Origin of the sequence: Nostoc paludosum FACHB-159, assembly GCF_014698835.1 — a bacterium.
Lineage (GTDB): Bacteria > Cyanobacteriota > Cyanobacteriia > Cyanobacteriales > Nostocaceae > Nostoc > Nostoc paludosum.
This window is the reverse complement of record NZ_JACJTU010000009.1, coordinates 57,373-70,704: the sequence shown is the minus strand read 5'-3', so window position 1 is coordinate 70,704 and position 13,332 is coordinate 57,373. Positions and strand designations below refer to the sequence as shown.

Here is a 13,332-nt window from a genome sequence, read left to right as displayed (position 1 = left end):
TGCCCCATGCCCCATGCCCCATGCTCATAACTAATTTACATGAGCCAGCATAGTTAATAATCCTTGCTGGCCTAAGAGAATTTCTCGCACCAGGCTAAAAATACCAACCCAAATAATGGGGGTAATGTCCACTCCGCCGATGGGTGGCACGAGTTTTCGTAAAGGGATTAAAAATGGTTCAGTAGGCCAAGCTATTAAATTAAAGGGCAAACGATTCAGATTGACTTGGGGATACCAAGTAAGAATAATGCGAAATATAAATAAAAATGTCATCAGGCCTAACAGTGGGCCAAGAATCCAAGCAGTCAGGTCAACACCAGTCATCGGTTTCAGCAACTATCTGTGAATAAAAAACACTTGGGCGAACGGCAAGCCGCGCTTCGCTAACGCCAGCAAATTTGAAGCTTTGTAAAGCACTCTCATTACAATTTTATTTCAATAGAGAGGAACTGGGCACTGAATTTACTAAGCACTGCTTGAGAAAGTGTAACCATCAAGTTTGGCAGTTCCCGCCCAAAGGCTTCTCAAGAAAGTACTACACCATTAAAATTAGTTATGAAGTGTGTAAAAAAAGGTTGAGAAGTATGACGCCCGCTTTAGCAAATTTTCTTTGGAGTCTCTTTTGGGGTGCTGTAATTGTTGTGATCCCCATTACAGGCGCTCTGATTTTCATTAGCCAAAAAGATAAAATTCAACGTTCATAATCCTTCGGATTGTCGAATAGACTCTCACAAGGGATTGTTTCTCAGCTATTTACTTCAATCATTGCACCAAAAGCACCAGTTTTTGCCGTTGGGACATTTGTAGCTGAGAAAAATATGTTTTTTACTTTTCGGTGAACAGCTTCAGAGCTTCTTTACCAGAGGCTTTGAAGCTTCAATATATGATGACTAATTAGAGTAGTGATTTTAATTGTGACTCGCTAACATAGATTTGATATTGGGAAAACAGCAATGATAAATTTTGGGCTGAACTCAGCCAGTGTTCTGGCTCAGGTAAATTTTGGGGCTAACTCAGCCAGTATTCTAGGAATTTTCCTGGCTGTGGCTGGGGCAGCACTGTATTTTCTCCGCACTGTACGCCCGGAACTGTCACGAGATCAAGATATCTTTTTTGCGGCAGTTGGTTTGCTATGCGGCTTCATTCTCGTCTTTCAAGGATGGCGACTAGACCCGATTCTACAATTTGGTCAATTACTTTTAGTCGGCACAACTGTATTTTTTGCGGTTGAAAGTATTCGACTCAGAAGTATAGCTACCCAGCAAGCTAAGCGCAACACTCCCATTGTCGATGATGAGCGAGAGGTAAGCGGAAATTATCAGTACAAGCGCAATCGCAAGAACTATGAAGCTCAGATGGATGCAGATTTAGAGCCGCTGCCTTATGAGGACGAGGAAGAACGCCCCGTGCGTGCCCGAATTCGTGCTAGCAGAGATGAAATTTCAACTCGTGATGACTATTACGAAGATCAACCTCCCCGTCGTTCAGAACGTCGCAACAGCAACAATAATGAAAGGCCAAGTTCAAGCGATAGAACCCGGCGGCGTAGTTCTGGGCGTCCAGTAAGTCGTCCTTCTCAAAGCTTTGAAGATGAAAATTGGGGTTCTTCATCCAGAGAAGTTGATGATTGGGAAAGTTCTGGTGGGGAAGCGAGAAAACCCTCTCGCCGCACTAATAATGGGCCACAGCGACCAGAAAGCCGCGAAGATGATGTTGCTCCCAGACCAAGAAGGCGTCGTCCAGCCACTGACTCGACTCCTCGAAGACCCCGCGAAGATGATGACGCAATTCCAACTGAATATGTACCATACAACCCAATTGAAAAGCCTAATGAGGGGCCAGATAATTCAACTGATTTTGATGACGATGTTTAAAACAACTGGTGTGAGGTAGATTTAGGGGCAATGGAAAACACTTGAGGTGAAAAAATTTACGCCTAGATTGTGGCTCCAAAGACCAATTCATTGGAGCCTGGTTTTTGGTTTTACTAGTTTGCTTGTATCTTGTGGTTCTAACGATATTCCCATAGGGCCTACTTCTCTCAACAGTCGCTACACCGAGGAGCAACCTGCTTTGAGCGGAAATGGGCGCTTTTTAGCGTTTGTATCTAATCGCAATGGCAATCAACAGCTACTGGTGTACGATTTGGAAAGGCAAATATTTATTCCCACACCGGGTATAAACCGACAGGAAACCATTGCTGAAAGTCCTAGCTTGAGCTACACCGGGCGTTACATCGCTTATATTACTAGCGACCAAGGTAGACCAGTAGTAGCGCTTTACGATCGCGCCATCCAACAGTCGCAAATCCTCACGCCAATCTATCGCGGTTGGGTCAGAAAGCCCAATATTAGCCCAGACGGGCGTTATGTTGTCTTTGAAAGTGCCAGCCGTGGTCAGTGGGATATTGAAGTCCTAGACCGGGGGCCGAATGTAGAGTTAGATATTCCTAATGGTGCAACTGTGACACCTCCGTAGAGGATGGGGCATAGGGCATGGGGCATTGGTCATTTGCCATTGGTTATTAATTATTCGCCTGTGTACCCCTCATCTCCCCCGTCTTCCCATACTCCCCGATCCCGGCGTTGCTGATTGAGAATATGAATTTAGCTCACGCAGAGAAGCCACTGCGTTGGGCGGGTTAAGAGACTTGTACCGCTAACGCGGAAGCCGCAGGGTAGCAAGTGGTGTCGCGCTCCAGTCGCTCCAGAGTAACAGTTGACAAGAGTTGATTTTTGAATTTCATATTCAAATTCAGCAACGCCCCCGATCCCCATGCCCAATGCCCCATGCCCCATGCCCCATGCCCCATGCCCAATTATGATGAAACGTATCTTTTTTATACCTGTATTTATATCCTTAAGTTTATTGACTGGGTGTTTTGGCTACCCTCGGATTTTGAGTTATCCCTTCGATCCAGGGGGGCGCGGTCTTAATAGTTTCGCTTCAGAATTAGATCCGCAGATCTCTGGGAGATATATTGTTTTTGTTACCGATCGCCGGGGTAGCCAAGACGTTTATATGTTTGATACGCTAACTCGTGATTTGGTTGATTTATCGGGTTTAAATTCGTTTGATGCGATCGCCAATCATCCCGGCGTTTCCCAAGATGGTCGTTTTATTGTGTTTGCAGCTAGTCGCCAAGGGCGATCGGCTATTTTTCTCTACGACCGAGAAACACGCCAATCACGCAATTTGACTTCTAATCTCCAAGCAGAAGTCCGCAACCCCACAATTAGCGCTGATGGCAATCGCATTGCTTTTGAGTCCAGTAACAATGGGCAGTGGGATGTTTTAGTATATGACCGTTACGGACGACCTTTGAATATACCCCAGGAACCGCGTTAAAAAATGAGCATTGGGCATTGGGCATAGGAAGAGGACAAGGGAGACAAGAAAGACAAAGAAACAATCTTTCTCCCTTGTTCCCCTTCTCTCCTCATCTCCCTATCCGCCATGCCCTATACTTCTCTACGAGAGGCTGCGCCAACGGCTGCGCTCAGTACAAGTGCCCTATGCCCCATGCCCCACTTCCTCTTCTTGTTGCACAGATTCAATGAGCGATCGCACTTGTTCTGTCCCCTCAGAAGCTTCAAATGATAAGGGGAATTTACCTCTAGATAACATCCGCAATCCTAAGGGTGCAAGGCTGAGTAATCCTTTGAGATCACGAAAATAATTACCGACTACTTGTAAGCCAAATTGACGTTCATCAATCCAACCGCCTTGTTTAACTAAATCGATTAATACTCTGCGGTGGCGAATTGAGCGACTATCACTGGCTTGTTTTTCAGTGAGAATTTCTTGTTTAATTTTGGTGATTTGTTCTAGCGGTGCTACTTCCATTGGACAAACACTATCGCAGTACAAACAACGCGTACAACCCCACACACCTTTAGTACCTTCGTTGTAACTTGCTAGGCGATTTTCGGTGTCGCTATCTCGTGAGTCTGCTACCATGCGATAAGCTTTGGCAAGGGCATGAGGGCCAACGAAATCTGGATTCACTTCGCGGGCATTGCACTCAGAGTAACAAGCTCCGCACATAATACAGTTACCAGTTTGATCGAGGCGCGATCGCTCTTCTGGTGTTTGCAAAAATTCTCTTTCTGGTACTTGTCGTGCTGCTGTACTCACATAAGGAGCAACTGCTTCTAGATTGTTCCAGAAACTGCTCATATCTACAACCAAATCCTTAATCACCGGCATATTACCGAGAGGGGCGATGGTGATTTCAGGAATGGCGTTTACTTTACTTTCGGATGATGGTATTTGTTGTAATCTAGCAAGTTCACTGCCAACATTTTCCTTACAAGCTAAAGCCGAACGCCCATTAATTCGCATCGCACAGCTACCACAAATAGTATTGCGGCAATTTTTACGAAATGCTAAAGTTCCATCTTGCTCCCACTTAATATAATTGAGGCAATCAAGGATTGTATTACCTGGTTGAGCCTCCACGATATAGGTTTGCACAACAGGGGAGGAATTTTGCTGCTGTCGAATTACCTTAAAAATAACTTCCATTGCTTCTAACCAAAATTTTAAAATTGCTTCACCAGCCTCAAAAATCATCAGTCAAGGCAGGTATCGCCAAAAGTGAGCCATATTCTTTTTACCCTGAATTCTAAGCCTGATGTTAATAAGCTGACGATAAAAGAGCAACTGATTCTAGTTTAAGGATAACGATTAAATTTTTACTTATAGCACTGCCATACAGCAGTACTAAATGAATTGTAAACAAATCTACTCTCTATTCCCTACTCCCTATTCCCTGCCTACATGAGTAGTTTATAAATCAAATAGGATTGCTATAGAACAGATTTGCGCCCAGTTTTGAGCTAAAACACCAAAATTGTCATCCCAGCTTTGGATTTAATTTATCTGTTTAGAAGTGTCAAGCAAAAGTGGTTTGCCTCAAGAGTGACTGTTGTCGATCTCCTACCTAGCGATAATATCCAATTAAATGTATGTCAAATTGTATCAGAGCAACTGGCTATCAAAATCTGTTAAGCAGTGGCAAAGACCGAATCTTTTGATTATAGATAGATGTGAAAGCGCACGCTCAACATTATGCTGGTGAAAATTGGGGGCTAAACATATGTTAAGAGATTTATTCTTCCCATAGACAGACGTGCAGAATCCTCTGACCACTTTTTAGTTGACGGTAATAAACCTAGAAAAATTTTTTAAGAGTTTCAAAGAAAAGTTCTTGCACCGCGAAACCTAGATAGGCGAGAGTTTTTGCTTTTTGCTTCCTCTGAATCAAAAAATCTTGGATTTCACTCATTGGTCAAAACTGCTCGTCTCAATTAGATAAATTTTTATAAAAGCCATAGGACAATGCTCGCGCTTGCAATCAAGGGTTAGAAAAATGGTCACTGGTTTTTTCTTCCTGAAGTCCAGTGATTTAAATAAAAATTTACCAGCAATTTTAATTCAAATTTAAACAAGTATTTTGCTATTATTAGTCCATGCTAGTATTTAATATAAAATTACGAAGTAACAAAACCAGAATCAATAGCCGCATCAGCGCGGCTACTACTGCTTTGTTGATTCGTAATGTAGAGACAAGAAAATTCGCGTCTCTACTTGTAGGACAAAAGGGTGTATACCCATAGGACTCTATTGAAATACTATGCTGTCCTCAGCTTTTGAGTATGAGTAGAGAAATCTCTACAACTCAAAGGGAAGAAAGGCAAGTACTAAAAGTGAAAAACCTGCAATTTCTTGGGTCTACGACACATTTGTAGTAGAACCTAGCCAGTTTGTAAAGGTGGCTGAAAATTACACCCCTACAGTAGCGCCAAAAGAGAAAATAGTTTCCTTTTTAATGGCGAATAATGGTTAAAACTACCGTAAAATCACCAAAATTAATCTCTTTGGTAACTATGACCTCTAATAGGTTGTAAACAACCATAATAGAAGTGCTTTTGGCTCCGTTCAGCAGGAATTCACCCGTCACATTAGAGTCCTAAGTAGCTTTATGCAAATGCTAAAAAGTCGAATACTGGCATGAAACTACATCGTTTATCAGTTTGGAGAGAGTAAGGAAAAATTGAGCATAATGAGTGAAACTGCAACCGCGCCATTAACCGGAAAAGCGTTACTTGCTAAAGTAAAAGAACTTTCCACTTTACCACGCCGAGAAAGAGCTAAGCAGTGCGGCTATTACACTGTTACTAAGAATAATCAGGTTCGCGTCAATCTCACAGATTTTTATGACGCTTTGCTATCAGCTAGGGGAATTCCTCTTAGTCCTGAAGCACCAAAAGATGGTCGCGGTCGCGAACCGACGTATCGCGTTAGTGTCCATCAAAATGGTCAAATTGTCATTGGTGCTACATATACCAAAGCAATGGGCTTAAAGCCTGGAGATGAGTTTGAAATTAGGTTGGGATACAAGCATATTCACCTGATTCAACTTGGTGAAAGTGATAAAAAACTAACCTCACCAGATTTAGACTCTGACGACGAATCGGATGAAGATTTAGACGAGGAAGAGTAAATAAAGCTGGTGGTAGGGATAAGTTGCAGGTGGATACTTGGCAACTTTTCCTTACCTCAACAGCAAACTGGTAGCGCTGTTGAGAGAATTTTGTCGAGGTAAAAAATACGATTAGACCACTTGCCAGAGTCAGTAAGTTTGGTAGAGTCTTGATTAATCAACAGGAAATCTATAGTGCAAGAAGTCTATCGTGTTTTTTTGTTTGTGTTGACAAATTTTTTTGAGCTTTCGGTCAACGCCTTACTGGCATTTATGGAAAATGCACCTGCACTAGTTGTAGTGATGGTATTCCTAATTTGCTGGTTAGGGTGTTGGTTACCAGTGGTAACAATATCAGGACTCTTGCTCAATTGGCAACCTACAAAGCTTTTCCAGCCAGAGCAAAAGATGCCGTTGTTGGTGTCACTTTACCTATTAGCTCCCCTGGTTATCTGGGGAGTTAGTTGGTTGGTGAATAGATCTTTTTTGGATTACGGTCTTGTTGTCAATCTCTCAATTGTAAAGTCTTTAGCATTCGGTTTTGGGTTGGGAGTGCTGAGCCTAGCTATTGTATTTAGTGGACAATTTGGGTTAGGTTGGTGTTCTTTTGAAAAGTCGAATATCAAGTTACTACTACCCATCTTGTTACCGATTTTCTCGATCGCCTTGTTAGTTGGTGGCATAGAAGAGTTAGTTTTTCGCGGTTTTTTGTTGACTGAATTATTGCAGGATTACCCGATTTGGTTAGCAGCAATAATTTCTAGCTTGATTTTTGCTGTGTTACATCTGGTTTGGGAACAACGCGAAACTGTACCTCAACTCCCTGGATTGTGGCTGATGGGAATGGTGCTGGTGTTGGCGCGGTTTGCCGATGGTGGTAATTTGGGTTTAGCTTGGGGATTGCACGCTGGATGGGTATGGGCGATCGCTACCATAGATACAGCAGAACTCATTACTTACACAGGTAAAGTCTCTGACTGGTTCACAGGTAAGAACAAAAAACCTCTAGCTGGCTTTGCAGGAATTATTTGTTTACTGGGAACTGGAGTAATTATCTGGTTGTTGTCTAAATATTTTTGATTAGGCATACAAAATAACAGAGACGCGATAAATCGGCGTCTCTACAAAGGCATTTATCGCGTTTATTAGACTTCTTGCAGAAGTAGGGAAAAGGGGAAAGGGAAAGGGGGAAAGGTTTGGTATTTTCCTTTCCCCTTTAACCTTTTACCTTTTCCCACCTCTTGCAAAAAACACTTTTGCAAGAGGTTTATTGTCTTAATTCATAACCGTTATCCTAACTAATAACTCCCAATACAAATTCACCTTCATTCACAGCTTGATTAGTTGCAACATCATAAACTAATCCATCTTGTTCGGCATAGACATCAATGAGAATAGGTAGCTGATTTTCTTTATTGAAACTGAGAATTTGGTATAGCTTTTCTCCCGTTTTTACGTAGCTACCTAATTCGATTCTTTCTTGAACCATACCACCAGCGATCGCGTAATATTTTTTCCTGTTGTGACTGGATACAAAATTCATTTCATGGGTTTTGGTTTCAGATGAAAGATGGGGAATTTTCAATACACCTTTTTCTGCTAAATAGTTTTTCACACCCCGTACCCCTTTAGCAACTGAATTAGGATTCATTTGCATTCCTGCTCCCAATTCTAACGTCCAAGCTTCCACATCAAACTTGATTTCTCTACCAAACTCTTGAAAACAAGCTTCTAGCGCTAACCAAGGTTTGATAAACGCTTCATCAAAAGCATCGCCATCATATTTATCGAGTAATATTCCCAAATTAAGTAGGAAGTATTTGGCACTTTCTTCTCGATTTCGGAAGTAATAAACGTAGTCTAAACCCTGATTGGTAGAGCTATGCAAATCAATTAAATAATCTGCGTCTAAACTGATACTTTGTAATTTGTAGCGAAAAAGCTCAGTATAGGGCACAGAACTAGGAGAATTAATTTTTTCTAAAATTTTTGCGAATTCTTGCTTAATTATAGTTAGATAATTTTGTCGAACGACCTCTAGATCATCATGAAGTTGAGATTTAGTAAAAGCTACTAAATCATCAGCTTCTTTCTCGTAATCCCAAAATATGCGATTCCAGTCTTTAGCTTCGTAAACGCAGTAACGCCCAGGGGAAAAATGCTGGGCGCGTTCATTTGTGCCCATTGGATTACAAACGGGAACAAGCCAAATTTCCCCAGCCAAATTTGTATCATTTATTGTTAATAAAAACTCAATTAGTTGGTGAATGACGGCATTACCAGAGATTTCTGCACCATGCAAATTAGATTGAATATAAACCTTTTTACCAGGTTGAGCGCCGATGAATTTGTATAGTTGTAAAAAAAGGCGATCGCCCGAAGCCATCTGACGTAAAGGAATAGTCTCAATAACTGGCAGCATAAAATAATTCGCTGATAATTTGAGTACATTATCGCTATATCTGTACTAAATTAAAACCTACAAAAACTCAATCTCCATCTCCGCGCCTCTGGTTACTGAGCGAAGTCGAAGTATGCGCCTCTGCGTGAATTACTTAAATTAAGCTAACATCAAATAACCCAGTAACCAGCACAGCAGCAATGGCAACAAATTGGTTGCGAATCACCCATCAAAGCGAAACAATCCAACTTTCCTGGCAACGCGGATATGAAAATCCTCGCCTTGCCCTTGATTACCTTAATTTTAGGAAACTTGCTTGGTATGTTGTTGAATTTTCTGCCTACCTGGGAGATTTAAAAAGGGTTACACGCTAAGTTGACGCTAACGAAGATTTTTACCTAGCGCGTGTTACTGATTCATAAGTTTTGTTTAAGCGTTGTTAGCGATCGCATAAGCGTTTCCACAAAAGCGATCGTTTTCATAACCAAAGGCATCGTTTTCATAACCAAAGGCATCGCTTTCATGACCAAAGGCATCGCTTTCATGACCAAAGCGATCGCTTTCATGACCAAAGCGATCGTTTTCATGAACAAAGGCATCGTTTTCATGACCAAACCGATCGTTTTCATGACTAAAGCGATCGCTTTCATGATCAACATCGTTATTTTTGTCACGACAAGGCGCTTATTTACAAGTGCAAATGTCTACAACGGGCTACACCTACGCAACATTTACAGCAGTGTTCTATCCTAGAGTCTAAAATTAAAGTATTTGAAGCTTTATTTGAAAATGCACCAGCCACACCACCAGACTTTGACCCAGATCAAGCCCGATGGGAAGCTTTAAAGGAGAAATATAATCTGTGAAATTGCCTGAAATATTATTTAATTATATATAGATGAGGAAAACCAATATGCAAGCCTACAAGCTAAACGCAACAATTGATGAATTAGGTCATTTAATTATTGATGAACCTTTGAATATTGCCCCAGGAACGGTAGAAGTGATTATTTTGCAGCCAGTTCCATCTGTGGAAAGTTCTACAGAGACTCAAATTAATTCCCAGCCAGCAAAGCAAAAAAGAATAGTGGAATGCTCTATACCCATTTTAAAAGAGTGGTTAGAAAGTACAGAACCGACTCCTTCAGATTTTGATCCCGACCAAGCCAAATGGGAATATTTGAAGGAGAAACATAATCTGTGAGAGTCTTACTAGACACTAATATAATTTTGGATTTTGCTTTTGAACGCCATCCTTTTTACAGCAATACTATACAAGTCTTCTCATTTATTTATCAAAAACAAATAGAAGGTTATCTTTCTGCTTCTACTTTTAGTGACCTCTACTACATCATTCGCAAAGATAAAGGTCGAGCATCTGCTTTATCCCTTTTAAATAGAATTGTAACTTTCTGTCAAGTCGCCACAGTAGACAGTGCCACAATCAACATGGCACTAACCGCTAACTTCGCAGATTTTGAAGACGCCATTCAATACAGCACTGCGGTACTCAATCATTTAGATGCTATTATTACTCGCAACTCTGGAGATTTTCCAGTTAATACTCCCCGAATTCTCACTCCTGAACAGTTGATTCAGGAAGTAACAAACAGTCAATAAATAACTAAGTTAAATATATATGAATCTCCAATTAACCTCTGGCGAAATCCAAGAGTTTCAGCAACTTCTGGCAAACGACACTTCAGCGCAACAAGCCCTTACTACTCTACAACAACACAATGGCAATTTAGAAACTACTTTTGATGCACTCTGGCAAGAGAAAGTCGGCAAAACAGATTATAGTCAGGGCAAAAAATCTCTCTTGCAACTCACCCTTGATGAAATTCGCGCCGAAATCTGTGGTGATGATGGTTTGCGGGGCAAAATCAAAGAGTACACGAATAATCCCGGTAGTGCTTCTTTGTTCAACACTATCATTGGCTCACTGGTTGCAGTTGCAGCAGTACATGGAATACCGATTGATGGAGCGTAGGCGTAGCCCGTCGTAGACATCGCCACAATCGTCGTATTATATATTCTCAAAATTGGCATCAACGTTTTCTGCAAATACACAGAACCATAAACTGAAAACCAACAGAAGAATAAATAACTCCTCCCTCATTCTCCCCGTTCCCGCATCCTCTTCACGTTCCTGGTAGATTTCGCAAACGTTCATCCAAATGAGTACGGTCTGCCAAAAATTTTAACAACGGCCCGTGTGAGGTAAATTCTACTACGCTGACCGACCCCACAGGACATCCCAAACGAAAGCGGAAACGTCCGACATCAATTCCTAATAAATTACACAAAATAATTCTGATAGTTGCTTTGTGGGAAACTACTAAAACATTGCCGCTACTGTAATTTTGCTTGATTTCTTCAATTACTTGCATAGCGCGATAAGCAATTGTAACTGCCATTTCTCCACCATTTGGTGCATTCCAAGCGGGATCTGCTGACCAACGAATATAATCGTCGTGATATTGACGGCTAATTACTTCTGGGGTTTTTCCTTCCCACTCACCATAATTAATTTCCTTCAAACCATCTCTAAGTTCTGGTTCCATCCCTATGGCTTGATATAAAGGTTTTGCTGTGTCTAAAGTTCGCTGCATTGGACTACAAAAGATTGCTGTCCAAGATGTAGAAGTGTATGCAGCAGCAAAAGCTTTTGCCATTTCCAAGCCTTCTGAGGTAAGTTCTGAGTTTAGAGAACCACAAAAGGAATTATTACGACTACATTCTGTTTGTCCGTGACGGAGAAAATAAAGAGTTAGGCTCATAGTATATTCTCATCAATTATGAATTTAAGAGTATGAATTTAAGAGCGCTAACGATCGCGTGTAATTGAAGATAGTTAATGCCTGTGGTATGTTACTATAATTTTTGGATATATAACAGAATTCAGAAAATAAATTAGGCAAAAAAAAGTGGGCTATGCCCACCACACTTTGTTACGCAACACAACAGATTACTCCCTTGAGCTATCAAATTACCTATCTTTTCATTTGCATCCTTTACGATACCCGGCGGCCAAGCGCTACGAGTCTAAATTAAAAAATTTAGGTATTCTTTTAGCAGGAAGGCAGTAATAACGAATTTATTTGCGACTACCTAGCCATTTAGCAGCTGCAATCCCGATAATACTTGCCACTACAGGATTACTGAGGAATTTGATAATCGCTGGTTGATCTGCTAATACTTCGCGGAAAATATCAGGGTGATTATGATAAACAAAGGACGCAAGTTTGCTAACATCATCAGCACTCATACGGTTTGGGTTATGTGTAGAAAGACCCAACTGTTGTTCTAGATGCCGATCGTCTAATCCTCTTTCTTTTAAGTGTTTGAAAAAGCCCCTAGCTACATCATCGCGTTCGTTTGGTTTAATTTGGGCGATCGCCTGTTGTAATTCTGGCTCCATTTGGCTAGTAGGAATTCGATCTGGATGTAAAGATCGACCAAATAAGTGCTTACGTTGATCTGGCGTTGTGCGTTGGGCAAAATCATCAAAATTTTGATATTCGGTTGTTGAATTGGCTGTAGGCTCATCCAGAGATTCTACATTTCCTCCAGCCAAATCTTTCATTATTTCCCGTCTATATTCTTGATTACTTGTCATTTTTTCAATCTCCTTTTTTATGGTTCAATTTCCCTAATTCCATGCAGACGCGATTCATCGCGTCTCTACAAAAGCCTGGTTGCTTGGTTACAAATTCAGCAATTAGCTATACTTGACTTGATTAGTCTGAACGTCGTAATCAGTAGTCAAAATTAATTGCTTGTCAGGGCTATAAACCAAAACTTTCAAGTCTTGATTTGGGAAATTCTTGCGAAAACCTTGAACTAAAGATTTTGCTAATGGTCGGACTTCGTTAGGACGAACTTGAGGAGAAATTACAACACCTAATTTGTTGTTATCACGAACATAAGCATCTTTGATTAATCCTTGCGATGTTTGCACAACCCAGTTACCAAAAGTTTGTCCTTTTGGGGTATTGCCACGCTCTAACTCTGCGTAAGCTACATCTCGACCAATTGCTGGTGCGGTTGTTGGGCGATCGACTTGTGACACAGTACTACTACCACAAGCAGTAGTTATCATCAGCACTACAATTAAAACGAAAGTCGCTAATATTTTGCGGCTTTGTTGGAATAGGATCATTTTTTTCCTCCTAAGGAAACGCCTTGAATAATAAACTAAATAGCTAGTAAATCCCAGCTAATAAAAGTTGTAAAGTTTCGATTTTGACAGATAAATCTCTAATTAAAAACATTCTGTAATGAGTGTAGAGACGTGACTAATTACGTCTCTACATCATCTCTTTAGCTCAAGTTAATACCCTTTTTTATGAATATAAAATGAGTTTAACTTAGCTGCGAGACAGTTCATATTTTTTTGCAAAAATTGGGATACACCTTAGTTATATTTCTAAAGCTTTTG

17 protein-coding genes are annotated in these 13,332 nt (G+C 40.9%); 10 read left to right on the top strand and 7 right to left on the bottom strand.

The genetic code is table 11. The features are described 5' to 3' along the window. Positions 1 to 30: 30 nt before the first annotated feature. A complete protein-coding gene (locus tag H6H03_RS11415) occupies positions 31 to 324 on the bottom strand; it encodes a YggT family protein (protein ID WP_190955245.1) in 294 nt (97 codons plus the stop codon). A 260-nt stretch (positions 325 to 584) separates the two neighbouring features. Between H6H03_RS11415 and psbX the strand changes: the two genes are divergently transcribed. The 3 genes from psbX to H6H03_RS11400 all read left to right on the top strand — a co-directional run bounded on the left by psbX (position 585) and on the right by H6H03_RS11400 (position 2,478). Continuing rightward, positions 585 to 704, top strand: coding sequence for a photosystem II reaction center X protein (gene psbX, locus H6H03_RS11410; protein ID WP_190955244.1), 120 nt, complete (start codon positions 585 to 587; stop codon positions 702 to 704). Between the two features lie 249 nt (positions 705 to 953). Beyond that, complete coding sequence (locus tag H6H03_RS11405; RefSeq protein WP_190955243.1) at positions 954 to 1,874, top strand: Ycf66 family protein; 921 nt, start codon at positions 954 to 956, stop codon at positions 1,872 to 1,874. 46 nt (positions 1,875 to 1,920) lie between these two features. Further along, positions 1,921 to 2,478 carry a TolB family protein gene (locus H6H03_RS11400; RefSeq protein WP_190955242.1) on the top strand — a complete coding sequence of 186 codons (558 nt, stop codon included), beginning with the start codon at positions 1,921 to 1,923 and terminating at the stop codon, positions 2,476 to 2,478. Positions 2,479 to 2,641: 163 nt separating this feature from the next. On the opposite strand, the gene H6H03_RS11395 is transcribed toward H6H03_RS11400, so the two are convergent. After that, positions 2,642 to 2,812, bottom strand: coding sequence for a hypothetical protein (locus H6H03_RS11395; RefSeq protein WP_190955241.1), 171 nt, complete (start codon positions 2,810 to 2,812; stop codon positions 2,642 to 2,644). A gap of 8 nt (positions 2,813 to 2,820) precedes the next feature. Between H6H03_RS11395 and H6H03_RS11390 the strand changes: the two genes are divergently transcribed. Continuing rightward, positions 2,821 to 3,348, top strand: coding sequence for a TolB family protein (locus H6H03_RS11390; protein WP_190955240.1), 528 nt, complete (start codon positions 2,821 to 2,823; stop codon positions 3,346 to 3,348). A gap of 165 nt (positions 3,349 to 3,513) precedes the next feature. Here the strand turns inward: H6H03_RS11390 and H6H03_RS11385 are convergent, their stop codons facing one another. Then, a complete protein-coding gene (locus H6H03_RS11385; protein ID WP_190955381.1) occupies positions 3,514 to 4,527 on the bottom strand; it encodes a succinate dehydrogenase/fumarate reductase iron-sulfur subunit in 1,014 nt (337 codons plus the stop codon). A 1,540-nt stretch (positions 4,528 to 6,067) separates the two neighbouring features. Here H6H03_RS11385 and H6H03_RS11380 point away from each other — a divergent pair. Next, a complete protein-coding gene (locus H6H03_RS11380) occupies positions 6,068 to 6,508 on the top strand; it encodes an AbrB family transcriptional regulator (RefSeq protein ID WP_190955239.1) in 441 nt (146 codons plus the stop codon). A 252-nt stretch (positions 6,509 to 6,760) separates the two neighbouring features. Continuing rightward, the gene (locus H6H03_RS11375; protein ID WP_190955380.1) at positions 6,761 to 7,567 is read left to right on the top strand and encodes a CPBP family intramembrane glutamic endopeptidase; all 807 of its coding nucleotides are present in this window, start codon (positions 6,761 to 6,763) and stop codon (positions 7,565 to 7,567) included. Between the two features lie 214 nt (positions 7,568 to 7,781). On the opposite strand, the gene H6H03_RS11370 is transcribed toward H6H03_RS11375, so the two are convergent. Continuing rightward, on the bottom strand, positions 7,782 to 8,909 hold the full coding sequence (locus tag H6H03_RS11370; RefSeq protein ID WP_190955238.1) for a succinylglutamate desuccinylase/aspartoacylase domain-containing protein: 1,128 nt from the start codon (positions 8,907 to 8,909) through the stop codon (positions 7,782 to 7,784). A gap of 384 nt (positions 8,910 to 9,293) precedes the next feature. Here H6H03_RS11370 and H6H03_RS11365 point away from each other — a divergent pair, with 384 nt between their 5' ends. The 4 genes from H6H03_RS11365 to H6H03_RS11350 all read left to right on the top strand — a co-directional run bounded on the left by H6H03_RS11365 (position 9,294) and on the right by H6H03_RS11350 (position 10,881). After that, entirely contained in the window at positions 9,294 to 9,641 is a 348-nt protein-coding gene (locus H6H03_RS11365; protein ID WP_190955237.1) for a hypothetical protein, read from the top strand. A gap of 160 nt (positions 9,642 to 9,801) precedes the next feature. After that, positions 9,802 to 10,092 carry a hypothetical protein gene (locus H6H03_RS11360; protein WP_190955236.1) on the top strand — a complete coding sequence of 97 codons (291 nt, stop codon included), beginning with the start codon at positions 9,802 to 9,804 and terminating at the stop codon, positions 10,090 to 10,092. Then, on the top strand, positions 10,089 to 10,508 hold the full coding sequence (locus tag H6H03_RS11355) for a type II toxin-antitoxin system VapC family toxin (RefSeq protein WP_190955235.1): 420 nt from the start codon (positions 10,089 to 10,091) through the stop codon (positions 10,506 to 10,508). The genes H6H03_RS11360 and H6H03_RS11355 overlap by 4 nt, the downstream gene beginning before the upstream one ends. A gap of 19 nt (positions 10,509 to 10,527) precedes the next feature. Further along, complete coding sequence (locus tag H6H03_RS11350; protein ID WP_313931831.1) at positions 10,528 to 10,881, top strand: hypothetical protein; 354 nt, start codon at positions 10,528 to 10,530, stop codon at positions 10,879 to 10,881. A 151-nt stretch (positions 10,882 to 11,032) separates the two neighbouring features. Here the strand turns inward: H6H03_RS11350 and H6H03_RS11345 are convergent, their stop codons facing one another. The 3 genes from H6H03_RS11345 to H6H03_RS11335 all read right to left on the bottom strand — a co-directional run bounded on the left by H6H03_RS11345 (position 11,033) and on the right by H6H03_RS11335 (position 13,053). Beyond that, a complete protein-coding gene (locus H6H03_RS11345) occupies positions 11,033 to 11,671 on the bottom strand; it encodes a histidine phosphatase family protein (RefSeq protein WP_190955234.1) in 639 nt (212 codons plus the stop codon). A 317-nt stretch (positions 11,672 to 11,988) separates the two neighbouring features. Continuing rightward, positions 11,989 to 12,510 carry a hypothetical protein gene (locus H6H03_RS11340; RefSeq protein ID WP_190955233.1) on the bottom strand — a complete coding sequence of 174 codons (522 nt, stop codon included), beginning with the start codon at positions 12,508 to 12,510 and terminating at the stop codon, positions 11,989 to 11,991. A gap of 102 nt (positions 12,511 to 12,612) precedes the next feature. After that, positions 12,613 to 13,053 (bottom strand): hypothetical protein, encoded by a 441-nt coding sequence (locus H6H03_RS11335; protein WP_190955232.1) that lies wholly within the window; start codon positions 13,051 to 13,053, stop codon positions 12,613 to 12,615. Positions 13,054 to 13,332 lie beyond the last annotated feature (279 nt).

Coding starts and splice junctions, on each gene's coding strand:
- H6H03_RS11415 (WP_190955245.1), bottom strand. CDS start 324: ATGACTGGTGTTGACCTGACTGCTTGGATTCTTGGCCCACTGTTAGGC.
- psbX (WP_190955244.1), top strand. CDS start 585: ATGACGCCCGCTTTAGCAAATTTTCTTTGGAGTCTCTTTTGGGGTGCT.
- H6H03_RS11405 (WP_190955243.1), top strand. CDS start 954: ATGATAAATTTTGGGCTGAACTCAGCCAGTGTTCTGGCTCAGGTAAAT.
- H6H03_RS11395 (WP_190955241.1), bottom strand. CDS start 2,812: ATGGGGCATGGGGCATGGGGCATGGGGCATTGGGCATGGGGATCGGGG.
- H6H03_RS11390 (WP_190955240.1), top strand. CDS start 2,821: ATGATGAAACGTATCTTTTTTATACCTGTATTTATATCCTTAAGTTTA.
- H6H03_RS11385 (WP_190955381.1), bottom strand. CDS start 4,527: ATGGAAGTTATTTTTAAGGTAATTCGACAGCAGCAAAATTCCTCCCCT.
- H6H03_RS11380 (WP_190955239.1), top strand. CDS start 6,068: ATGAGTGAAACTGCAACCGCGCCATTAACCGGAAAAGCGTTACTTGCT.
- H6H03_RS11375 (WP_190955380.1), top strand. CDS start 6,761: ATGGAAAATGCACCTGCACTAGTTGTAGTGATGGTATTCCTAATTTGC.
- H6H03_RS11370 (WP_190955238.1), bottom strand. CDS start 8,909: ATGCTGCCAGTTATTGAGACTATTCCTTTACGTCAGATGGCTTCGGGC.
- H6H03_RS11360 (WP_190955236.1), top strand. CDS start 9,802: ATGCAAGCCTACAAGCTAAACGCAACAATTGATGAATTAGGTCATTTA.
- H6H03_RS11350 (WP_313931831.1), top strand. CDS start 10,528: ATGAATCTCCAATTAACCTCTGGCGAAATCCAAGAGTTTCAGCAACTT.
- H6H03_RS11345 (WP_190955234.1), bottom strand. CDS start 11,671: ATGAGCCTAACTCTTTATTTTCTCCGTCACGGACAAACAGAATGTAGT.
- H6H03_RS11340 (WP_190955233.1), bottom strand. CDS start 12,510: ATGACAAGTAATCAAGAATATAGACGGGAAATAATGAAAGATTTGGCT.
- H6H03_RS11335 (WP_190955232.1), bottom strand. CDS start 13,053: ATGATCCTATTCCAACAAAGCCGCAAAATATTAGCGACTTTCGTTTTA.